This is a genomic window from Quisquiliibacterium transsilvanicum (genome assembly GCF_014202215.1).
Taxonomy (GTDB): domain Bacteria; phylum Pseudomonadota; class Gammaproteobacteria; order Burkholderiales; family Burkholderiaceae_E; genus Quisquiliibacterium; species Quisquiliibacterium transsilvanicum.
In genome coordinates this window covers 57,413-76,471 of record NZ_JACHGB010000003.1, presented here as the reverse complement: position 1 = coordinate 76,471, position 19,059 = coordinate 57,413, and the positions used below count along the sequence as shown (strand labels likewise).

General features: G+C 67.7%; 34 protein-coding genes. 14 read left to right on the top strand and 20 right to left on the bottom strand.

The window, feature by feature from the left end; genetic code table 11:
• Window positions 1–21: 21 nt before the first annotated feature.
• The 19 genes from HNQ70_RS06895 to HNQ70_RS06810 form a co-directional block, all read right to left on the bottom strand.
• The gene (locus HNQ70_RS06895) at window positions 22–225 is read right to left on the bottom strand and encodes a hypothetical protein (protein WP_183965691.1); all 204 of its coding nucleotides are present in this window, start codon (window positions 223–225) and stop codon (window positions 22–24) included.
• Window positions 212–673, bottom strand: coding sequence for a hypothetical protein (locus HNQ70_RS06890; RefSeq protein ID WP_183965689.1), 462 nt, complete (start codon window positions 671–673; stop codon window positions 212–214). The genes HNQ70_RS06895 and HNQ70_RS06890 overlap by 14 nt, the downstream gene beginning before the upstream one ends.
• On the bottom strand, window positions 663–935 hold the full coding sequence (locus tag HNQ70_RS06885; protein WP_183965687.1) for a hypothetical protein: 273 nt from the start codon (window positions 933–935) through the stop codon (window positions 663–665). The genes HNQ70_RS06890 and HNQ70_RS06885 overlap by 11 nt, the downstream gene beginning before the upstream one ends.
• Window positions 932–1,525 carry a hypothetical protein gene (locus tag HNQ70_RS06880; RefSeq protein WP_183965685.1) on the bottom strand — a complete coding sequence of 198 codons (594 nt, stop codon included), beginning with the start codon at window positions 1,523–1,525 and terminating at the stop codon, window positions 932–934. The genes HNQ70_RS06885 and HNQ70_RS06880 overlap by 4 nt, the downstream gene beginning before the upstream one ends.
• Complete coding sequence (locus HNQ70_RS06875) at window positions 1,512–1,844, bottom strand: hypothetical protein (RefSeq protein ID WP_183965683.1); 333 nt, start codon at window positions 1,842–1,844, stop codon at window positions 1,512–1,514. The genes HNQ70_RS06880 and HNQ70_RS06875 overlap by 14 nt, the downstream gene beginning before the upstream one ends.
• Window positions 1,841–2,086: a hypothetical protein gene (locus tag HNQ70_RS06870; protein ID WP_183965681.1), complete on the bottom strand. Its 246-nt coding sequence runs from the start codon at window positions 2,084–2,086 to the stop codon at window positions 1,841–1,843. Before HNQ70_RS06870 ends, HNQ70_RS06875 begins: the two co-directional genes overlap by 4 nt.
• Window positions 2,083–2,247 (bottom strand): hypothetical protein, encoded by a 165-nt coding sequence (locus tag HNQ70_RS06865; protein WP_183965679.1) that lies wholly within the window; start codon window positions 2,245–2,247, stop codon window positions 2,083–2,085. The genes HNQ70_RS06870 and HNQ70_RS06865 overlap by 4 nt, the downstream gene beginning before the upstream one ends.
• Window positions 2,244–3,395: a coiled-coil domain-containing protein gene (locus HNQ70_RS06860; RefSeq protein ID WP_183965678.1), complete on the bottom strand. Its 1,152-nt coding sequence runs from the start codon at window positions 3,393–3,395 to the stop codon at window positions 2,244–2,246. The genes HNQ70_RS06865 and HNQ70_RS06860 overlap by 4 nt, the downstream gene beginning before the upstream one ends.
• Before the next feature lie 12 nt (window positions 3,396–3,407).
• Window positions 3,408–3,605, bottom strand: coding sequence for a LuxR C-terminal-related transcriptional regulator (locus HNQ70_RS06855; protein WP_183965676.1), 198 nt, complete (start codon window positions 3,603–3,605; stop codon window positions 3,408–3,410).
• Window positions 3,602–4,711, bottom strand: coding sequence for a hypothetical protein (locus HNQ70_RS06850; RefSeq protein ID WP_183965674.1), 1,110 nt, complete (start codon window positions 4,709–4,711; stop codon window positions 3,602–3,604). The genes HNQ70_RS06855 and HNQ70_RS06850 overlap by 4 nt, the downstream gene beginning before the upstream one ends.
• The gene (locus tag HNQ70_RS06845; protein ID WP_183965672.1) at window positions 4,708–5,559 is read right to left on the bottom strand and encodes a PD-(D/E)XK nuclease-like domain-containing protein; all 852 of its coding nucleotides are present in this window, start codon (window positions 5,557–5,559) and stop codon (window positions 4,708–4,710) included. Before HNQ70_RS06845 ends, HNQ70_RS06850 begins: the two co-directional genes overlap by 4 nt.
• 2 nt (window positions 5,560–5,561) lie before the next feature.
• Window positions 5,562–5,747, bottom strand: coding sequence for a hypothetical protein (locus HNQ70_RS06840; RefSeq protein WP_183965670.1), 186 nt, complete (start codon window positions 5,745–5,747; stop codon window positions 5,562–5,564).
• On the bottom strand, window positions 5,744–5,971 hold the full coding sequence (locus HNQ70_RS06835) for a hypothetical protein (protein WP_183965668.1): 228 nt from the start codon (window positions 5,969–5,971) through the stop codon (window positions 5,744–5,746). Before HNQ70_RS06835 ends, HNQ70_RS06840 begins: the two co-directional genes overlap by 4 nt.
• A gap of 10 nt (window positions 5,972–5,981) precedes the next feature.
• Complete coding sequence (locus HNQ70_RS06830; RefSeq protein WP_183965666.1) at window positions 5,982–6,428, bottom strand: hypothetical protein; 447 nt, start codon at window positions 6,426–6,428, stop codon at window positions 5,982–5,984.
• A complete protein-coding gene (locus HNQ70_RS20370; RefSeq protein WP_281381510.1) occupies window positions 6,428–6,559 on the bottom strand; it encodes a hypothetical protein in 132 nt (43 codons plus the stop codon). The genes HNQ70_RS06830 and HNQ70_RS20370 overlap by 1 nt, the downstream gene beginning before the upstream one ends.
• 50 nt (window positions 6,560–6,609) lie before the next feature.
• Window positions 6,610–6,927, bottom strand: coding sequence for a KOW domain-containing RNA-binding protein (locus HNQ70_RS06825; RefSeq protein WP_183965664.1), 318 nt, complete (start codon window positions 6,925–6,927; stop codon window positions 6,610–6,612).
• Between the two features lie 160 nt (window positions 6,928–7,087).
• Entirely contained in the window at window positions 7,088–7,843 is a 756-nt protein-coding gene (locus tag HNQ70_RS06820) for a DUF1828 domain-containing protein (RefSeq protein WP_183965662.1), read from the bottom strand.
• Window positions 7,840–8,331 carry a hypothetical protein gene (locus HNQ70_RS06815; RefSeq protein WP_183965660.1) on the bottom strand — a complete coding sequence of 164 codons (492 nt, stop codon included), beginning with the start codon at window positions 8,329–8,331 and terminating at the stop codon, window positions 7,840–7,842. Before HNQ70_RS06815 ends, HNQ70_RS06820 begins: the two co-directional genes overlap by 4 nt.
• A gap of 2 nt (window positions 8,332–8,333) precedes the next feature.
• Complete coding sequence (locus HNQ70_RS06810) at window positions 8,334–9,209, bottom strand: S24 family peptidase (RefSeq protein WP_183965658.1); 876 nt, start codon at window positions 9,207–9,209, stop codon at window positions 8,334–8,336.
• Between HNQ70_RS06810 and HNQ70_RS06805 the strand changes: the two genes are divergently transcribed.
• On the top strand, window positions 9,186–9,452 hold the full coding sequence (locus HNQ70_RS06805; protein WP_343060676.1) for a transcriptional regulator: 267 nt from the start codon (window positions 9,186–9,188) through the stop codon (window positions 9,450–9,452). The two genes, HNQ70_RS06810 and HNQ70_RS06805, sit on opposite strands and share 24 nt — an antisense overlap.
• 117 nt (window positions 9,453–9,569) lie before the next feature.
• On the opposite strand, the gene HNQ70_RS06800 is transcribed toward HNQ70_RS06805, so the two are convergent.
• The gene (locus HNQ70_RS06800; RefSeq protein WP_183965654.1) at window positions 9,570–9,866 is read right to left on the bottom strand and encodes a hypothetical protein; all 297 of its coding nucleotides are present in this window, start codon (window positions 9,864–9,866) and stop codon (window positions 9,570–9,572) included.
• Window positions 9,867–9,967: 101 nt separating this feature from the next.
• Here HNQ70_RS06800 and HNQ70_RS06795 point away from each other — a divergent pair, with 101 nt between their 5' ends.
• The 13 genes from HNQ70_RS06795 (at window position 9,968) to HNQ70_RS06740 (ending at window position 18,970) form a co-directional block, all read left to right on the top strand.
• Entirely contained in the window at window positions 9,968–10,231 is a 264-nt protein-coding gene (locus HNQ70_RS06795; RefSeq protein WP_183965653.1) for a hypothetical protein, read from the top strand.
• Between the two features lie 337 nt (window positions 10,232–10,568).
• Window positions 10,569–11,057, top strand: coding sequence for an HNH endonuclease (locus HNQ70_RS06790; protein WP_221302701.1), 489 nt, complete (start codon window positions 10,569–10,571; stop codon window positions 11,055–11,057).
• Window positions 11,054–12,181, top strand: coding sequence for a GIY-YIG nuclease family protein (locus HNQ70_RS06785; RefSeq protein ID WP_183965651.1), 1,128 nt, complete (start codon window positions 11,054–11,056; stop codon window positions 12,179–12,181). The genes HNQ70_RS06790 and HNQ70_RS06785 overlap by 4 nt, the downstream gene beginning before the upstream one ends.
• 34 nt (window positions 12,182–12,215) lie before the next feature.
• Window positions 12,216–12,797: a DUF6475 domain-containing protein gene (locus tag HNQ70_RS06780; RefSeq protein ID WP_183965649.1), complete on the top strand. Its 582-nt coding sequence runs from the start codon at window positions 12,216–12,218 to the stop codon at window positions 12,795–12,797.
• Window positions 12,775–12,969 carry a DUF7696 family protein gene (locus HNQ70_RS20620; RefSeq protein WP_425504341.1) on the top strand — a complete coding sequence of 65 codons (195 nt, stop codon included), beginning with the start codon at window positions 12,775–12,777 and terminating at the stop codon, window positions 12,967–12,969. Before HNQ70_RS06780 ends, HNQ70_RS20620 begins: the two co-directional genes overlap by 23 nt.
• Complete coding sequence (locus HNQ70_RS06775) at window positions 12,966–13,403, top strand: RusA family crossover junction endodeoxyribonuclease (protein ID WP_183965647.1); 438 nt, start codon at window positions 12,966–12,968, stop codon at window positions 13,401–13,403. The genes HNQ70_RS20620 and HNQ70_RS06775 overlap by 4 nt, the downstream gene beginning before the upstream one ends.
• 93 nt (window positions 13,404–13,496) lie before the next feature.
• A complete protein-coding gene (locus HNQ70_RS06770; protein ID WP_183965645.1) occupies window positions 13,497–13,883 on the top strand; it encodes a hypothetical protein in 387 nt (128 codons plus the stop codon).
• Window positions 13,880–14,191, top strand: a complete 312-nt coding sequence (locus tag HNQ70_RS06765) for a hypothetical protein (protein ID WP_246434830.1) — start codon at window positions 13,880–13,882, stop codon at window positions 14,189–14,191. The genes HNQ70_RS06770 and HNQ70_RS06765 overlap by 4 nt, the downstream gene beginning before the upstream one ends.
• Entirely contained in the window at window positions 14,188–14,376 is a 189-nt protein-coding gene (locus HNQ70_RS06760) for an NrdR family transcriptional regulator (RefSeq protein ID WP_183965643.1), read from the top strand. Before HNQ70_RS06765 ends, HNQ70_RS06760 begins: the two co-directional genes overlap by 4 nt.
• The gene (locus HNQ70_RS06755) at window positions 14,360–14,908 is read left to right on the top strand and encodes a terminase small subunit (protein ID WP_183965641.1); all 549 of its coding nucleotides are present in this window, start codon (window positions 14,360–14,362) and stop codon (window positions 14,906–14,908) included. The genes HNQ70_RS06760 and HNQ70_RS06755 overlap by 17 nt, the downstream gene beginning before the upstream one ends.
• On the top strand, window positions 14,901–16,154 hold the full coding sequence (locus HNQ70_RS06750; protein ID WP_183965639.1) for a PBSX family phage terminase large subunit: 1,254 nt from the start codon (window positions 14,901–14,903) through the stop codon (window positions 16,152–16,154). The genes HNQ70_RS06755 and HNQ70_RS06750 overlap by 8 nt, the downstream gene beginning before the upstream one ends.
• 58 nt (window positions 16,155–16,212) lie before the next feature.
• Window positions 16,213–16,629: a hypothetical protein gene (locus HNQ70_RS06745; protein ID WP_183965637.1), complete on the top strand. Its 417-nt coding sequence runs from the start codon at window positions 16,213–16,215 to the stop codon at window positions 16,627–16,629.
• Window positions 16,622–18,970, top strand: coding sequence for a portal protein (locus HNQ70_RS06740; protein WP_183965635.1), 2,349 nt, complete (start codon window positions 16,622–16,624; stop codon window positions 18,968–18,970). Before HNQ70_RS06745 ends, HNQ70_RS06740 begins: the two co-directional genes overlap by 8 nt.
• The last annotated feature ends 89 nt before the right edge of the window (window positions 18,971–19,059 follow it).

Genomic DNA, 19,059 nt, shown 5'->3' with positions numbered 1-19,059 from the left:
GCAACGATGAGACGGTTCAGGTCATCGAGCATGGTCGCCCTCCTCCATCGGCATGAACATGCTGCAGTCGATCACCCGCTTCGGCGGCTCGACCACCAGCATCCGATCGACCTCGCGTCGATGATCGTCGGCCCATGCGTGGCGGCGCTGGCAGACCGAGCAGACCAGCACCAGAACTCCGCGCTTCGTGATGCCACGGCAGCGGGCTACGTCAGCTGGCAGCATCGTCGCCCTCCTTGCGCATGGCGTCGTCCTCGCTCTCATCCCACTGCAGGTTGTCCTTATCGTCAATCCACGCGCGGACCCTGATGCTGGGCAGCGTGCGAGCGCATGAGACTTCGAGTTCATACGGGTCATCCACCCGACTCATCGAGTCGCACGCATCCTCGACGGCCTCCTGCAAAGTGAAGCCGACATAGCCTTCACTGCCAGCGCCCGCGTCCCAAAACATCGTCGGCGTGCGGGCTTCGGCAAGCTCGGCGCGCAGCCGCTCCACCTCGGCGAGCAGGCGCGCGATCTCGCGCTTGCAGTCGTGCAGCACCACGTCAGGGTCGGTCGCCTCCACCGGCACACGCATCTGCCCCTCGCCGCTGGTCACGCGGCGCAGCGCAACGTCGATTCGGTCGAGCAGCGACATGTCGCCGTCGCGCATCTTGCTGCGGTCATCGAGCATTGGTGTTCTCCAGTGCGGCGCGGCACAGCCCTTCGATCCGCCCGCCGGTTCGGTATGCCACGACAACTTCCAGTGCTCCACGCAGGCGCTCGTTCTCCGCCTCCGCCGCCTTGAGCCGGCCGAGTAGGGCGCGGAGGGTTGTAGGTGGGCAGACGATGGACAGCCATTCTTGCGCGCTCGCGTACTCCTCAGGAGTCGCTGCCTCGGTCAGAGCCTTGGCTTCCAGCGCCGCCTCGATGCGGCTGATGTAGTCATCGGTCATTTCTCACCTCGCTTTGCGATGAGGGCGCGAATGCGCTGGCGCACAGGCGCATTTCGGTCAACGTACTCATCGCACTTGCCGCACCGATGCGAGTCCTCCAGGTCATCCCCGGTGTCGCCGCAGGTCAGTGCATCAAACGCCAGTTTCAGCACCTCCAGCGCCTCGTCATCCTGCTGCACTGGCGGGGTCGGTGCTGCGTTGCACTCCTTCGCTCGGCGCATGGTTTCGGCCTCGATGGCGCGGGCCAGATCGTATGCGCTGAACTTGTGCCGATCCATGGCATCGAAAACCGCTGCCTCAGTCATCGGCTCCGGCAGTCGGAGCGCAGGCGTGGCGACGGGGTAGAGCTTTGTCCACACACCGGACAAGCGCCGCGCCCCGGACATGTTCTTGTCGCTATCCATGAGAGGCCCTTCATAGCCTCCGTCGGAGCGGAAGCGCACCCACGCAACCGGCTCCGCATCCAGCGCATCGGCGCAGGCGCGGAGGTAGTCTGCAGCCGCAGTCAGCGATCCGCGATGCGACGGCGGCACAAGCGGGATGGCGGACAGCAGCATGTCGGCGTGCTCGCGCAGTTCATTCGCTTGCATCGTCGACTCCCATCGCATCGTCGATCATCCGCAGCGCGGAATGAAGGCGCGCGAATGCAGCCGCCTCGTCTTCACTGCGAGGCTGGCCGGCGAGGTTGAGTGTGTCGCGCAGCATCTTTTCCAGATTGACTATCAGCGGTCGCACGTCCATCAGCGCCGCCCGCATGCGCTTGATCTGCGCGGCCTGGCGCTCGATCAGGTCGGCGGCGAGCCATTCGGCCTGCAGCTCGACGCATCTCTCATTGATCGCCACTCTCCGGGCGGTGTAGCGCAGGTGCGCGACTGCGGCCGTCGTCTGGATTGGTTGCGGGTCGGTCATTCCGTCGCCTCCCCGAGAATGTCCTTGATCCGAGTGTTCCCGTCGCCTCCATAGGGGATGCACATGCCATCCCATCCGTCGCGCAACTGCGCTGCGCCCGTCACACGGCGAACGACGTGGAGATGCGGGTCGGCGTCACCCACAGCATCACGGACGTTCTCGCGCGCAACGTCCCACGCGTCTTCTTCATCACCGGCCTGCACAACCATCGTGAACTCAACCGATACTTCGTAGAGCTTCATTCCGTCGTCTCCTCTTCGCGCTCCACGCGCATCTCACACGGCCGCTTCACCGGCGGCACCATCCACGTAGTCAGCCAGTCCGACTGCACGCGCTCGATCCGCCGGGCGCAGGACTGGCACTCGGCGGATGAGGTGCCGAGGCAGCGGGCGATGTCGGTCATGCTGCGGCCTGCTCAGGCTCGGTTGCGGCTTCGAGCGCGTCGACCACAGCTTCCTGCGCATCGCGGCCAAGCCCGGTGAAGCCGCCGGACGCGCGCACCATCTGCAGCGCGCCATACATCTGCTCCGCAGCCGCCTGCAGCCGGCCCATGCGCTCGGCTTCGCGCTGGCGGGCAGCGCGTTCCGCGGCATCCTTGGCATCGCGTTCGGCCCGCTCCTTCGCCTCGCGCGCTTCCCGCTCCGCGCGCTCGGTGGCTTCCTTGGCGGCCCGGGTCGCGGCCTTCTGTTCTGCCTGCTCGCGCTGGGCGCGCTCGAACGCCTCGCGCTCCGCAGCCAGTCGAGCAGCTTCCGCGTCAAGCTCGGCCTCGCGGGCCGCGCGCTCCTCGTCTTCCCGGCGGCGGCGCTCGGCGGCGGCGGCCTCCTCGGCTTCGCGGGCGGCGCGAATCTCAGCCTCCTGCCGGGCGCGCTCCTCTCGTTGCCGCGCTTCCTCGGCGGCGCGTGCTTCGGCCGCGGCCTTCTCCTGCGCTTCACGTTCGCGGCGCAGCGCCTCACGCTCCTCGCGCAACCGGCGGGCCTCCTCTTCCTGAGCGGTCACGCGGGCATGTAGATCGCGCAGCGAGTCCAGCGCCGCGTCCTTGGCTGCCTGGGCGCGCTCGCGGAACTCCTCGAAGTCGTCCCCGATGTCCTTGGCCTCCAGTGCCTCGATTTCGGCCGCGATCACAACCGAAGACCGGCCTGCAACCTTGGAGACCGTGGCCTTGATCTCCTCCAGGCGGGCGATGATCGCTTCGACACGCGCGCGCTCGGCTGCCTCGCGGGCCTGCTTCTCCTGCTCGCGGCGGGCCTCGTCGGCCTTGATTTGCTCGTCAATGGGCGTCTCCAGCGACAGGATTTCGTCGGTGATGCGCCGAGCCTCGGTGTCGATGCGCTTGGCGTACTCCAGCGCCGGAGCCTTCAGTTCCTTGCGCTTGCGCTCCAGTGACGTGCGCAGCGTCACCAACTCCAGACGGGCGGCGCGGGCGGCCCTGTTGCCGGCGGTGGACGCGAGGTCGAAGGCGGCGTCGGCGTACTTCGTGCGCAGCTCGGAGAGCGCGGCCTCGGTGGGGCTGTATTCGGCGATGGCCGCCGTGGCTTCGGTTGCGGTGGGCATGTGGGCTCCAGGTCAGATGAGGTTGCTGCGGATGGCGGTGGCGACGGCCTGGGTGGATGAGCGGGCTCCGAGCTTGCGCATCGCGGCCTCGATGTGCAGCTTCGTCGTGCCGTAGTCGATGCGCAGCTCGCGGGCGATCTCCTTCGCCCGGAAGCCGTTGGCAAGGTGTGCGAGCACCTGGTGCTGGCGGGGGGAGAGGGCTGTGGTCACGCCCCCACCTTCTCGCTGCGCTCGCGGTAGATCGCGGCCAGCTCCTCGCGCTGCTGCTCGTCGTGCACCGCGCCGATCAGGTCGGCAGCCTCGGCCAGCGCGTCGGGCGTGGCGGCCTGCTGCAGGCGGTCGGCGACCTCGGCGAAGGTGAGGGCGGGGGCGTCGGCGGCCCGGCTTTCGATCACGTCGATGGCTGCGCCCTTCGCTGGCGCGACCTTCTTCGCGGCGGCCGCCGCCCGCACCGCATCGAGGCTGCTCGACCTGGCTTCGGCTTTGGCGGCCCGCTCGTCCATGACATCGCGCCAGGTCGCCTCCCCGTCCCTGATGGCCGAGTAGAGGGCGCGCAGGTCAACGAGTTCCTTCGGGGCCAGCGAGGCCGCGTCGTGCCCCAGGTACTCCTTGATCTGCTCCGCGCGGACACCCAGGGTTGCGAAGGCATCGAACAACTTGCGCTTTGCCGCATCCGGGTCTTCGGCGTCGGCGTTGCGCTGCGTGAGCAGCACTTGATCCATGCACTCGTCGACGATGTCGCCAGGGATCAGCCGCAGGCCCAGGGTGCGCACCGCCTTGCTGATGAGCGCCTGCTGCTTGTTGATGATGTCGTCGTCGGTCGCCTCGAGGATGTAGAGGATGTCGCCGTAGCTGTTGGTGCGCGTGGCCAGGACCGTGTCGCCGTCCTTCTTCTGGCGGCGCTCGATGGTCTTGGAGATCGTCACGTCCTGGCTGTACGGGACATTCGCCTCCAGGTCGGTCACGGTGACGCGCACGATGCGCTTCTCGCGGTCGTCGTAGACGGTCATCGTCTCGACGGTGATGTTCGTCATGTTGCGCACCGCCGCCTCGGCGAAGCGGATCGACGGGCCGGTGGGCCACTTCGACTTGTCCTTGCCGATCGGCTTGGTGTAGCGCGCCACAGCGGCGAACGACGGGCGCGCGCACTCCTTGAGCATCCGCTCCCGGACGACGTCCATGTCGCGGGGCCGGCGGATGGCCATGATGTAGCGGGCCTCGATCAGGGCCTTCGCCTGGGCGGCGACGGCGGTTGCTGCGGTATCGGGCAAGGCGAGCTCGTTGGCGAACTCGTTGCGCTGAACGATGGCGTTCATGCGGTCTCCAGTTGACGTTGCGCCCATGCGGGCAGTTGGATGAGCGAGATTCCGGGTGCGTAGCCCGGCCAGACTCCGGTGCGCTTGCACTCGGCGTAGAGGTTGAGCAGCCGCCGATTCTCGCGGCGCGCGGCATCTAGAACGTCGTCGCTGAGCATGTAGGCGGCGGCCGCGTGCGGCCACGTCGACTCGACGGCGCCGAAGACGAAGCCATGCACGCGCAAGCCTGTCGCGGCCTCGAATCCGTCCGAGTACCAGGCCGCCTGCAGCCAGTAATCCATGTTCCAGATGGCGCGACCGAAGCCGTCCGGGCTCGCGTCCTGGCACGTCTTCCCATCGACCAGGATCACGCCGTCACCGGCGGGGCTCACCCAGTCCGGCCGGCACTTGCACAGTTCGCCGGTCGCCTCGTCGATCCAGAACGCGGACGCCTCGCCGTAGCCGTCGGCCAGCAGCGGCTCAAGATCGGGCAACGCTCGAAGCGCCGCAGCTTGCGCGCGGGCCGATGCGAGCTGGTCGCCGTCGATGATCTCGAGCGACTGCGCGTCGCGCCACGCCTTGCCGTCCTTCGTCGAAAATGACAGGCCGTCTGGCCTGACGACATAGCGACCCTTCACGGCATCAGGCTCGAAGATGCAGCAATGCACCAGGGTGCCGTTCTTCATGGCCGGAGTCGGGTCGCCAGACGCCGGGCGGCTCGGGTCGAGTTGCATGCCGTAGAAATGCGCCGGGCTCTTGCGCATGCGCTTCAGCCCGCCGGCGGACATCGCCTGGATGGCGTGGTACTGCTCCGCTGGCATGTCGCGGTGCAGCCCGGGCGCGATGACCGGTTCGGCCAGTGCGTTCATGCTCAGTTCCATCCTTTCGGGTTGGCGCGCTTCAACACGCGCCCTGTCCAGCGGGCCAGCGCCTCGGCGTCCGGCTGCCGGTCGATGCGCACCGGTGGGTCGATGCGGCGCGCACGTGCCACGTCGCAGCGGGCCAGCGCCTCGGCCACGGGCACCAGGGCGTGCCGGCGGGTGAAGATCGGTTTCACCGCGCCACCTCCACTACAGCCATCAGCGCCCGCTGCCCGTAGTCCAGGTCGGCGAGCCGGTCCGCGAACAACAGCACCAGCGGAACGACGACGAAGGCCACGAACAGCGCGACCGCCAGCGACTCGGACCGCCGCTCGGCCTCGCGGTCCTCGCTGGTGCGCACCTTCGGCATGCGGGCGAGCCGGTCGCGGCGCGCGCGGCGGACGATCAAGTAGGTCTGCAAGCCGGTCACGTCACACCCCCGCCGCGTCCATGAGCGCCACCTCGGCGCGGTCCTGGTGCTCGCTGTAGAGCTCGTCGAGCGCGACACGCTGCGGGCTCTCGCTGTGGCGCATCCAGTCGATCAGCCGCTCGCCAAGTGCCAGGACGCGCCGGTATGCCTCGTGCTCGGCCTCGTTTTCCTTGCCTTCTCGCTTGAGCCGGCGCACGTCGCGGATCAGGTGGATCAGCAGCGAGTCGAGATGCCCGGCGCCGTCGCCGTGCGAGGGCTCCAGCCAACAGTCCTGCTCCCAGCCGGCGGCGCACAGTTCGTTGACCGGGTCGTCGCTGTCCAGGGCGTCGATGCCGTTGCACTCGGCCCGCTCGAGCACCATCGGCACCAGTTCGAGGTCGCTGATGACCGCGAAGGCCGGGTGCCGGTACAGGCGTGCATTGGCCAGGCGGGGAAGTCCGGTGCTCATCACAGCCCTCCCAATACGGCGAGTGCGCGGGCAACGAAGTCGAGGCCGGTCAACTGGTCGGCGAAGGCGGCGATGCCCAGGCCGACGATGCTGACGGCGCCGATCACAGCGAGGCCGGCGACGAGTTCCATCGCGCGGCGCTCCTCGTCCTGCTGGGCTTGGTGGTCTTGGCGGGCCGGCATCACGCGGCCTTCAGAAGGCGGGAGCCGAAGCACTCGACCCGTTCCTTGCCGCGCGCCGTCGGATCGAGCCGGACGTAGGCCATGTCGTAGCCGGCGGGAACGTGCTCGACGATGCCGATGCGGCCGGCGAAGCGCGGCGGACCGAGTTGGACGCGGCGCTGGGCATCGGCGTCGATCACGCGGACGCGATCGCCGATCGTCGGCGTGAAGCCGCGGCTCAGGTCGAGGCGCGGATCAGGAGAGACGGCCGCATCCCGGCCGAGGTGCCCGAACTGGACGCCAGGGTTGGCGTGCCTGGCTGCTGCGACTGCTGACATCGTTTCCTCCATGCGTGGCGACGCGATGGAGGAAGATTAGCGCAACGCTATGCATCAAGTCAATAGCGCGCCGCTAGGCTTTGCGTTCTCGCTTGCTGATGGTGCTCCGGAAACGAAAAACCCCGCCGAGGCGGGGTTGGTGCTGTCGAAACATGGCGTCTTACGCGGCGAACCGCTCGATCCAACTGCCGCGGTGACTGAACTCGAGCACCGTGGCGCTCGTTCCGAGCAGGGTCATAGCCCGCGGAATGTCATCGATCGCGCTCCGGTCGTCGATGACAACAACGCGCCGATCAGAGGCGATGCCAGCTTCGCGGATGTCTGTCATCTTGCCGGCCGTCCGGTAGACGGTGGACCAGTCGAGCTCGTCGTTGACCGCTGCAACCGTTTGTATGTAGACGATGCCGGAATCGGAAAGCTCGACGCCGAGAGGGAACTCAAGCTGATGTCCGCTGAATCCGACGACCTTCGGAGAATGCAGCAGCCGCTGCGGCGCAACGCGTTCGATTTCAGCTGCAACTTGCTTCACGAAGCGTTCGCGTGCCACTGATGGGGTCCAGTCCTGCTGCTGGTGGCCAATCAAGAGCGCCGCATCGAGCACGGATGCGATGGCGTCCCCAAGCTGCGAGATTCTTGCGACAGCCTGGATCACGCCACCGTCAGAGACCTCGACACCAGAGCAGCGTTGCTGAGCCCAGCGGAGCCTGCGGTGGGTGATCGCGACACCATGCGAACTAAGGTGCATGAAAGCGTCGCCATGGTCGGTCACCAGCGCGCTGTCGTCGGATAGAGGCTCCACATAGACACCGATTCCCGTCCCGTCGCCGAAGGTGAACGGCGAAAACACCCGCAGACCGGCGTTCGGGCGCGGCGCACAATCGAAGCCTAGGCTGTTGATGATCTCTGAACAGTTCATGGCAGCAACTGAAGCTGGAGCGGCGGCGTCTTCGCCAATCCACCGGGGACGTCGATGCGCGCCGACGTCACGAAGTAGTGGAATAGTCGCTCTAACGCCCCGAAGTCGTCCATCGGTTCGGCATATCCGGTGCCATCTTGAGACGGCGTGTGAACGTGCGTTCCTGGGCCGATCTTCTTCCCGAAGTAAGGCCGTCCGATGCCGCACTTGTTCTTGTGCGTCTTGTCAGGGTCATAGTCCACGGCGTAGATGCGCTTCCCAAGAAATAGGAGGCCTGCGTTGTACATCTCAAGCCTAGAACCAGTAGGCGGACGCCATTGAATGCGGAGCGTCGTCGCCTCCTGGATGACCCCATTGACGGCTACGGGGCTGACTGCCTCATACCATTGCGCCTCGCGCTCCGACGGGCGGCGTACCCACTCGAGCCGCCGGACTGCCTGCTTGCTGGCCGCCAAGAAGGCTGTCGCGCTATCAAGCGAGTACTCCATCCCTAAACCGACCCACCCCGCCAGATTACCCGCCCCAGCACCATGATGTGGCTCGCATGGTCAGGCGGCAGCGACTCCGGCGGGTACTTCTCGTTGTTGTCGGACAGGATGATCAGCCCGCCGTCCCAGCGCTTCTGCAGCCGCTTGACCCTCAGGTGCCCGCCGTAGTCGATGGCATAGACCTGGCCGTCGACGATCTCGCGCTGGCCCATGTCGAGCAGCACGGCGTCCCCGTCGCGGATGTCGGGCTCCATCGAGTCGCCCTCGGCGTAGACGATCACCAGGTTCGCGTGTTTCGTCACCCGACGGCCGCGCAACCAGTCGGCACGGAAGGGCAGGGGAGGCAACTCCTCGTCTTCGAACACGAGCTTGCCGTTGCCGGCGGCCAACTTCACCGCGCGGCGCGACACGAGGGCGAACTCGTTGTCGGGAAGATCGGCAGGCGTCTCCCAGGCGATGACGGAGTGCCAGGCAATCTTGGGGCGGCTCCCACCAGATTGCGGGGGCGCAACTGCATCACCCTGCGGGGCTGATGTGGGTGCTTCATGAGGGACATCGAGCCATCCCTCGGGAAGCTCGAGGCATTGCTCGATGGCCCGCGCCAAGCGGTCGCCCATCTGACGAGGCCGCCCGGTCTTGCTGTCCGGGTTGCGATTCCAGATTTGCCCCAGGGTGGCGTCACGAGCACTCCGGCCAAGCGCGATATTCAGCGCTGGCCATGTTCCGTAGCGGTCGCGGAGTAATCCTAGATTCTCTCTGCGGACCTCGCCGACTGTTTTCATGCCGCCATTGAATAGCGTTCCGCTACGCTTGTGGTGTGGCGCAGCGCTATTGACAAAGACTAGCGGCGCGCTATGCTTCGTGGCATGAATCTGCACGAATACCTCGTGGGGTCATCGAATGCAGCGCTGGCCCAGGCGCTCGGTGTGCCTCCTCCGCTGGTGAGTCAGTGGAAGACGGGCGCCCGCCCCATCCCGATCGAGCGATGCCTCCAAATCGAACGAGCCACTGGTTCCGTCGTCCGACGCTGGGACCTCCGGCCCGATGACTGGTGGGCGATCTGGCCTGAGCTGGTCGAGACCGACGGGGCACCGCCCGTCCCGAGCCGGGAGGCCGCATGAGCGACCTGAAAGGCTGGCGCGAGCGTTTGTGCGAGCGGGCGGCACGTTCGCACTGGTCGTGCTGTGCGGTCCACAACGCGCCGGCGTACCCGGCCGGGCCGTGCGACTGCGGTGCGGCTACAGCTGCGCGTAGATGGCGGTCATCGCTGTATCGCCTCGCACGTATCCGGGCCGTGCACCTGGGAATCCGCGTGACGTCACCGATAGTCCGGTCATTTCCGCCACATGAAAGACCCGCCACTCTGGCAACGATGTGCTGGAGCTGGATCCGCCGACTTGGTACCCGCGAACGGCGTCGTGGTTCTTCCGATCCCGACCGTAGGTGTGCGGCTCCACGACACGGAGATGGCCGTGATAGGTGAACCGGATCAGCTTGCGGTCGTTGATCGCGTCGACGATTCGCTGGTCGCGCATGGTCGCCCCTCCCGTGAAGGCTTCGCGTGTGGAAGCTCGATGCTGCCACGGGACGGGGCGGCCGCCCATCACGGCGCCAGGCACGGCGGCTGGAGGTCGGCATGACGAACGAACCGAGGTTCGCACGCTCTGGAGGCTCCCACGAGGGCGGGAAGTTATCGCGTCGCCTGGACATCCCCGTCAGCGAAGAGCTGGAGGAGGCCGTGATCGCGCTGGCGGCGGTGGCGGGCGTCCCGAAGGCCGAGTTCGCCAGAACGGTTCTGGAGCGCGCGATGTTCGGTGACCTGTCCATGTTGCGCAGACTAGCCCGGCCCCTGGATCGCGGTCGATGGGAGAACGATCGGATGAATGGGGGACCATCGTGAGCGACACCGGCATTGCCCGCCAACTCATCTGCACCGCAATCGCGCAGGGCAGGGCGGCAAATGAGCGACAGCTCATGCGCACGCTCTCCAGCACCCTCGGCGGTTCGCACGTCTCCGTAGTGGTCGGGCGAATGATCCGGGATGGACTTCTGTTTCGTCTCCGCGGCGGAGCGCTGCGCGTCACTCCCCTGGGCGCGAAGCTCGTCCCCAGCGCGCAGCCATCTTTCTCGCGCGACACCTACGTCCCGCCGCCACCGCCGCCGCGTCGAGAGGGGTCGATGGACTTCGCCACGCGGCCGAGCGTGGCTGCCGGCGCGCCGCGGCCCTGGAGGGGGCCGTGCTGACCGCGATCGACCTCTTTGCTGGGCTCGGCGGGTTCAGCGAGGGCGCTCGACAGGCCGGCGTGCGCGTGGCCTGGGCACGATTTGCGGCGAAGGTCGAGAAGGCCGGCGACTGCTTGGAATGGACAGCCGGTCTGATGGGTGGCGGGTACGGCCAATTCCATTTTGAAGGGCGGCCTCACTACGCGCATCGCTGGCTCTACGAACGAACTGTCGGCCCGATACCTGACGGCATGACGCTCGACCACCTGTGTCGCAATCGACGCTGCGTGAACCCGGTTCATTTGGAAGTTGTGACGCGAGGCGAGAACGTTCTGCGCGGCGAAGGCCCGTCTGCCAAGGCTGCTCGCACGCGCCGTTGCCCGGCTGGGCATGAGTACACAGGGGCGAACGTCTCAATCAAGCGTGACGGCTCGCGTCGATGCCTGGCGTGTCACCGGGAGCGGGAGCGCAAGCGCTACACCGCGGTGAGGGCGGCGGCATGAAGCGACCGTCGTTCCAGTTCTACCCGGGTGACTGGCGGCGCGACTCCGCGCTGCAGTCCTGCTCCATCGCTGCTCGCGGCCTGTGGGTCGAGCTGATGTGCGTCATGCACGACTGCGAACCATACGGGCACCTTGTCATCGGCGGGAAGGCGATGCAGCCTGCGCAGCTTGCGCGTCTCGTCGGCCTGTCGGGGAAGGAGTGCGGCACGCTGCTCGCCGAACTCGAGGAGGCCGGCGTGCTATCCCGATCGGAGAGCGGCGTGATCTACAGCCGCCGCATGGTGCGCGATGAGGCAACCCGAAACGCCCGCGCGGAGGGCGGCAAGGCGGGGGCATCGCACGGCGTGAAGGGGAAAGACTACGGCAGCCTCGGAGGACGCGGTGGCCAGTTCGACGGACCTGGCCTCCTATACGCAGCGCGGCGTGTCTCTGGCGGGCCGATCAAGATCGGCGTCACCCGCCATCTTAAGCAGCGGATGAGTTCGTTGCGGAGCAAGGTCGGCGAGGAGATCTCCCTGCTGTGGAGTGCCCAGGTGTCCGACATGCAGGCCGCGGAGGCTTACCTGCTGAAGCAATTCGAGGGGTCTCGCGACGGGGAGTGGATCGACGCCGAATGGGGGGCTGTCCGCGACGCAATTACCGAAGGTCCGCACCCCCCCTTCGAGCCCCCCATTGAGCCCCCCCCTTCATCTTCTTCTTCATCTGCATCTGCAGATTCCTCACTTCGTTCGGAATCAGGTGCCGTCCAAGCGCGCGAGCCCGCGCCCGGTGGCCCGTCCGATCGACCGACCGGGGCGGTGGCTCTCGCCATCGAGGCTCGGCGTCGAGGGGTGGATACCAACGGCAGTGACCCGAGGCTGCTCGCCCTGGCGGAGCAGGGCGTCACCGTCGACGCGCTCGGCGCAGCGTGCGACGAGGCGGTCCGCCAACACCCCGGGGAGCGGGTCGGGATCGGGCTCGTTGCCGCGATCCTGACGCGATGGGCGGGCCAGGCCCGGCGCATCGCGGCCGTTGGGGCGGCCCCACCGAGGGACGCGAAGCAGGCCGCGCTGGAGCGGCGAAACGCGGAAGTGGCGGCGCGCTGGCGTCCGCCGGAACTCATGGAGGTGGGCAATGCGGACTGAGGACTACACCGATTTCTGCGCGCTGCTGCAGGGCGTGCACGACTTCTACGGCAAGGATCTCAGCGAGTTCGCGCTGAGCGTGTGGTGGCAGGCGATGCGGCCGTTCGATCTCGCTGCGGTGCGCGACGCCATGAGCCGCCACCTGGTCAACCCCGACACCGGGCAGTTCATGCCGAAGCCGGCTGACATTGTCCGGATGATCGGCGGGCGCACCGTCGACGCGGCGCAGTTGGCGTGGTCGAAGGTGGACGCGGCGGTGCGCAGGGTCGGCACGTACGCTTCCGTCGTGTTCGACGACCCGCTGGTGCATCGAGTGGTCGACGACATGGGCGGATGGATCCCGCTCGGGCGCAAGTCGGAGGACGAGTGGCCGTTCGTGGCGAGGGAGTTCGAGAATCGCTACCGCGGGTATGCGATGCGCCAGGAGCGCCCGGAATACCCGTCGCGCCTGATCGGGATCTCGGAGGCCGCGAACAGCCGCAGTGGGCTGCCGATCGCTGATCCGGTTTTGATCGGAGCGCCCGAGAAGGCCAGGGCTGTTCTGGCGCGCGGCTCCGCGAGCGGTGGTGGCGTACGCGTGCTGCGGCTGGCCGATGCTGTCCGGAAAATTGCGTGAGCAGCGCCACCTGTGCGAAGTGCGCTACCTCTGCAGCATCGGCGCGCGTGCTGGCAACTACCTGGCGCTTGTGCAGCGACATCGAGGCAAGGACGCCGCCGACCAACTGCGTGCCGACGCACGCGAGCAGTACCGCCGCGGCAACCGTGGCCGATGGGGGGACTGGCGATGACCGCCCGCGTCGCTGATCGAGGCCAGGCCGTCGAGCTTTTCGGGCGCCCGTCCATCCTGCCCGCCGACGCGATCGAGCTGCGCCTGCCGTGGCCGCCGTCGGTCAATGCCATCTGGCGCAACGTCGCGATCAAGGGCAAGCCCCGCACCCTGCTGTCATCCGACGGCCGGGCCTACTTCGAGCGCGCCGCCGGCGAGGTGCTCGGCCAGCGGGCAGGGCGCCGGATCGCCGGCCGTGCCGCCGTCGAGATCATCCTGCACGCCCCGACGCGCGCCTTGATCGACATCGACAACCGGGCCAAGGCGCTGCTGGATGCGTGCACCAAGGGCGGGCTATGGCACGACGACGGCCAGGTCGACGTGCTGCTGGTGATGCGCGGCGGCGTCGTGCGCATGGGCGCGGCGATCGTGCGGGCCGTGGAGATCGAGCCATGACAGACCTGATCCTCAAGAGTCGCCATGCCGCGTAGCGCCAAGCCCCGAAAGTCCTACCGGCCGCGCCTCATCGGCCGACCGGTACTGAGCCGCATGCGCAATGACCTGATCCTGCCCGCCTACAGCGCTCTGGAGACCCTTCGCGCGGGCACCGACCCGGAAGCGCTGGAGAGCGCACGCCACACGCTGGCCGCGCTGCTCGACTACCTCTGGGTGGCGCTCACCCGGGCCGGCCGCGACCTCGAGGTGACCGAGGCGGGGCTCGATGCCCTGCGCGGACTCATCGCCCGCCACGACCGCACCGGCACCTGGCGCTGCACCGGCGAGGAGCTGCAGGCGCTGCGCACGGCAGTCGTGCACGCCGATCAGGAGCCGCCGCCGCTGCGCACCGACCAGATCACCGCCGCGCTGCTCACCGTGGATGCCGCGATGCTCCGTATCGCTGGCCGCGCGCAAACCGATGCCGGTGCAGCGCAATGACCGACCCCTTGTCCTGGATGTCTCAGCAGCTCGCCCGGGTCGAGCCTGGGCAGCCGCCAGCGCGCCGCTACAACCCGCGACCGCCAGGCGTCATCCGCCCAGGCAGCGCCACGGAGGCCGTGCTGGAGTTCCTGCGCGCGCACCCGGGCCGGTTCTTCCGTCATCACCTCATCGTGTCCGGCGCCGGCCGCAGCAAGGTCGCCACCGACTGGGCGCTGGCCTACCTGCGCGAGCAGGGATTGGTCGAGGCGATCAGCGACTCCATCCGCAACGAGCGATACCTGCGCTACCGGGCGACCAAGCAATGAGCGCATCCCCCGCCTGCAAGGATCACCGCGGCGCCGTCGTCGAAACCCGGCCCTGGCGCTACGGCTGGACGATGCGCAAGCCCGCGTGTGCCTGCGGGCACCGATACACGACCTACGAAATACCGGCCGAGAATGTGCAGCCGCAAACAGACGATGAGGTAGACGACGATGGCCAGGAACGGTGAACTGACACCGCAGCAGGAGCGCTTCGCGCGCGAGGTGGCGAGCGGCAAGAGCCAGGCGGATGCGTATCGGGCGGCCTACAAGGTCAAGCCGGGCACGAAACCGGGGTCGATCCACGCCTGTGCATCAGAGTTGATGGCTGACCCCAAGATTGCACTAAGGGTGCGTGAATTGCAGGCCGCTGCGGCCGAGCGCGCCGAGATGACCGCGGCCGACGTGCTGCGCGAAGCCATGCGCCTGGCCCGCTTCGACATCCGCAAGCTCTACCGCGAGGACGGCTCGCCGGTGCCGATCCACGAGCTCGACGACGAGACCGCCGCCGCCGTCCAGGCGGTCGAGATCCAGGAGGTCTACGAGGGCTCCGGCGCCGACCGGGTGTTCGTCGGGTACACGAAGAAGTACAAGGTCGCCGACAAGAACGCTGCGCTGGAGAAGCTCTTCAAGCACTTCGGGCTGTACGAGGTCGACAACCGTCAGCAGGGCGAGGCCGCCGCCGCGATGGTCGAGGTGGTCTTCCGCAAGGCCAATGGCTGAAGTCGAGTTCCCGGACGCGCTGCAGTTCCTGTTCGAGCCGGCCCGCTACAAGGTCGCCTACGGCGGGCGCGGCAGCGGCAAGAGCTGGGGCTTTGCCCGCGCGTTGCTGCTGCTGGCCAGCATGCGCCGGATGCGGGTGCTGTGCGCGCGCGAGGTGCAGAAGTCGATCAAGGACTCGGTGCACAAGCTGCTGTCCGACCAGATCGAGTCGATGGGCTTGGCGCAGAAGTTTCGCGTTCTGGAGACCGAAATCCGCGGCGTCAACGGGTCGGAGGTTCTGTTCTCCGGGCTGTCGAGCCAGACCGCCGCCAACATCAAGTCCTTCGAGGGAGTCGACGTGGCCTGGGTCGAGGAGGCCCAAACCGTCAGCAAGAAGTCCTGGGATCTGCTGGTGCCGACCATCCGCAAGCCCGGCTCCGAGATCTGGGTCAGCTTCAACCCGGAGCTGGACGACGACGACACCTGGACGCGGTTCGTGCTCAACCCGCCGCCCGGCGCCAAGGTGGTCAAGGTCAACTACTCGGACAACCCCTGGTTCCCGGCCGAGCTGGAGACCGAGCGCCAGCACTGCTACCTCACAGACCGCGAGAGCTACGACAACATCTGGGAGGGCAAGACCAAGTCGGCGGTCGACGGCGCGATCTACGCCAAGGAGATCGAGCAGGCCACCCTCGAGCGGCGCATCCGGCCCGTGCCATACGATCCCATGCTCAAGGTCCACCCGGTGTTCGACCTGGGCTGGAACGACGCGATGACCGTCGGGTTCTACCAGCGCGTGGCCTCCGAGCTGCGCGTGATCGACTACATCGAGGACAGCCACAAGACGCTGGACTGGTACGCCGAGGAGATCAGGGCGCGGCGCTACAACCTGGGCGGCATCTGGCTGCCGCACGACGGGTTCCACCGTGACTTCAAGACCGGCAAGAGCGCCGCCGAAATCATGGAGGCCCTGGGCTTCGAGGTGAACGCCATCCCGAACGTGCCGGTGCACGAAGGCATCGGCGTGGCCCGCCTGACGTTTCGCCAGGCGTTCTTCGACGAGACGCGGGCGGCGCGCCTGGTGCTGTGCCTGAAGCGCTACCGGCGTCACGTCAACGTCCGCACGCTGGAGCCGGGCGCGCCGGTGCACGACGAGTACAGCCACGGCGCCGACAACTGGCGCTATGCCTGCCTGGTGGCCGACCAGATGACCAATGCTGCCAAGCCGGCCGTGTTCAAGCGCCGCGGCGGCGCGATGGCGGTCTAGCAGCCGTCCTTCGTGGCAAGCATGGCACCGTGCAGACCCAGAATCGACTGGAGTCCGCATGGGCGCATCGCTCGACACACGCAAGGCGCACCTGACGCGCCAGCACGGCGACATCATCGCCGTCTACACCTGGGTCAACGACGAGCGGGCCATGGTGCTGATCCCGGCCTACCGGCCCGGCGCGCCCTGGTACATCGTCATGGAGTCGGCCGCGTTCCGCTACGACGACCCGACCTACTTGGCCAGCCAGTGCGCCAAGGCGTGCGAAGTCTTGGGCATCGAGCCCAGCCGCCCGAACTGGGTACGCGTGGCCACGATCATCCACGAGGGCCTGCCTGACCTGATCCGCATGCCGTCGGCCCCGCTGCCCGAGCAGCACGCCGCCAGCATCGGCAGCATGCAGCTGCGCGCCGACGGCCAGGTGCTGGCCGAGCAGGACGTGCGGCTGGACAAGGAAGGCGTCCAATATGGCTGAGCCGCTGGACTTCAGCATCAAGCGCACGACGGCCCCGGGCGAGGACTACTACCGGCGCCAGGCCGAGTCGATGGAGCTCAACGCCTCCGTCACCGAGCAGCCGTCCAACCCGCTGGACGATGCAGCCGCCAGAAAGGTGCACCGCCGGCTGCTCGAGTGGTACTACCACGAGAAGGACAGGCAGTCCGCCAATCGCCTGGAGATGGCGATGGACTCCGACTTCTACGACAACCTGCAGTGGGATCCGCAGGATGCCGCCGAGCTGCAGTCGCGCGGGCAAATGCCGCTCGTCTACAACGAGGTGGCGCCGATGGTCGACTGGATCATCGGCACCGAGCGCCGCGCCAAGGTCGACTGGCGGGTGCTGCCGCGAACCGAAGACGACGTCCAGATGGCCGACGTCAAGACCAAGGTGCTCAAGTACACCGCCGACGTCAACCGGGTGACCTTCAACCGCTCGCGTGCTTTCGCCGACGCGGTCAAGGTCGGCGTGGGCTGGCTCGACGATGGCGTGCGCGACGACCCGACGCAGGACATCATCTACTCCAAGTACGAAGACTGGCGCCAGGTGCTGTGGGATTCCACCTCCTACGACCTGGACCTGTCGGACGCCCGCTACCTGTTCCGCTGGCGCTGGGTGGACGAGGACATCGCCGCCGAGATGTTCCCCTCGCGCGTCGACCAGGTGCGCGAGGCGGTCGAAGACACGCAGCACCGCACCACCGACGAGTACGAGGACGAGGTCTGGTGGCACCCGGAGGAGCGCGCGCAGCTGCTGGGCACCGAGGCCACCCGCACCGGCCGCTTCGGCGCGGCGTCCGTGGGCGAGGCCAAGCGGCGCCGGGTCAAGCTGATCGAGGCCCAGTACCGGATGCCGGTCAAGGCCCGCCTGGTCAGCTCCGGGCCCCTGCGCGGGGCGTTCGTCGACGAGCGCGACATGGCGCTGATGGCCGCGCTCAACCGCGTCGGCGGCAGCATCATCGAGAAGCTGGTGATGCGCGTGCACGTGGCGGTCTTCACCGACACCCACATGCTGGCCATGGCGCCGTCCGTGTTCCGGCACAACCGGTTCACGCTGACGCCCGTCTGGTGCTACCGCCGCGGCAGCGACCGGCTGCCCTACGGGGTCATCCGGCGGGTGCGCGACATCCAGCAAGACCTGAACAAGCGCGCGTCCAAGGCGCTTTTCCTTCTCAACACGAACCAGATCATCGCCGACGAGGGCGCGGTGGCCGACTGGGATGTGGCCCGCGACGAGGTGAGCCGCCCCGATGGCGTGGTCCTCAAGAAGCCGGGCAAGGAGTTCGCCATCCGGCGCGACACGGACGCGGCCACCGGCCAGATCAGCATGATGACGCTGGCGGCGCAGAGCATCCAGAAGTCGGCCGGCGTGTCCGACGAAAACCTTGGCCGGCGCACCAACGCCGTCTCTGGCGAGGCGATCAAGGCCCGCCAGCTGCAGGGCAGCGTCGTCACCACCGAGCCGTTCGACAACCTGCGCTTCGCCGTCCAGGTCCAGGGCGAGAAGCAGCTTGTGCTGGCCGAGCAGTTCTACACCGAGGAGAAGGTGGTGCGCCTGACCGGCGCCAAGGGCGCGCTTGAGTGGGTCAAGGTCAACCAGCCTGAGGTCCAGGCCGACGGGACGGTGCGCTTCATCAACGACATCACCGCCTCGATGGCCGATTTCATGGTGGCCGATGCCGACTACGCCGGCACGCTGCGCCAGGTGATGTTCGAGTCGCTCAACGCGATGGCTATGCGCTTGCCGCCCGAGGTCGCGCTGCGGCTGATGGCCATGGCGATGGACTACTCGGACTTGCCGAACAAGGACGAGATCGCCCGCGAGATCCGCCAGATCACCGGCCAGCCGGACCCGTCGGTCGAGCCTACGCCCGAGGAGGCCCAGCAGCTCGCCCAGCAGCAGCAGATGCAGGTCGAGGCGCTGCAGATGCAGCGCGAGCAGGCCATGCTGGCGCTCGAAGAAGCCCGGGCCAAGGTGCGCGAGCTCAACGCCCGCGCCGCCAAGCTCGAGGCCGAAGCCGGCGCCGGATCCCCGGACGGGCAGATGCAGGCGGCCATCGACCAGGTGCGCGCGCAGGCGGCACAGGAGATCGACCGCCTGTCCGATGCGCTGCGCAAGGCCAACGCCGAGCTGGCCGCCCGCACGATCCAGGCGAACAAGGACGCCGACGTCGCCATCGAGCGCGCCCGTATCGAAGCCGCCTCGCGCGAGCGCGTGGCCGAGATCCAGGCCGGCAGCGACCGCGCCATTGACCAGCTCTCGCGCCGCCTGGCCGAGCTCGAGCAGCGCATGAACACGAGGCCGGCCGCGCCGGCCTGATCACCGTCTGTCTCTGGGGTGGGCATCGCGCCCGCTTTGGCCCCGCCGGGCAACCGTGCGGGGTCTTTTTTCGTGGCAAGCATGGTCCC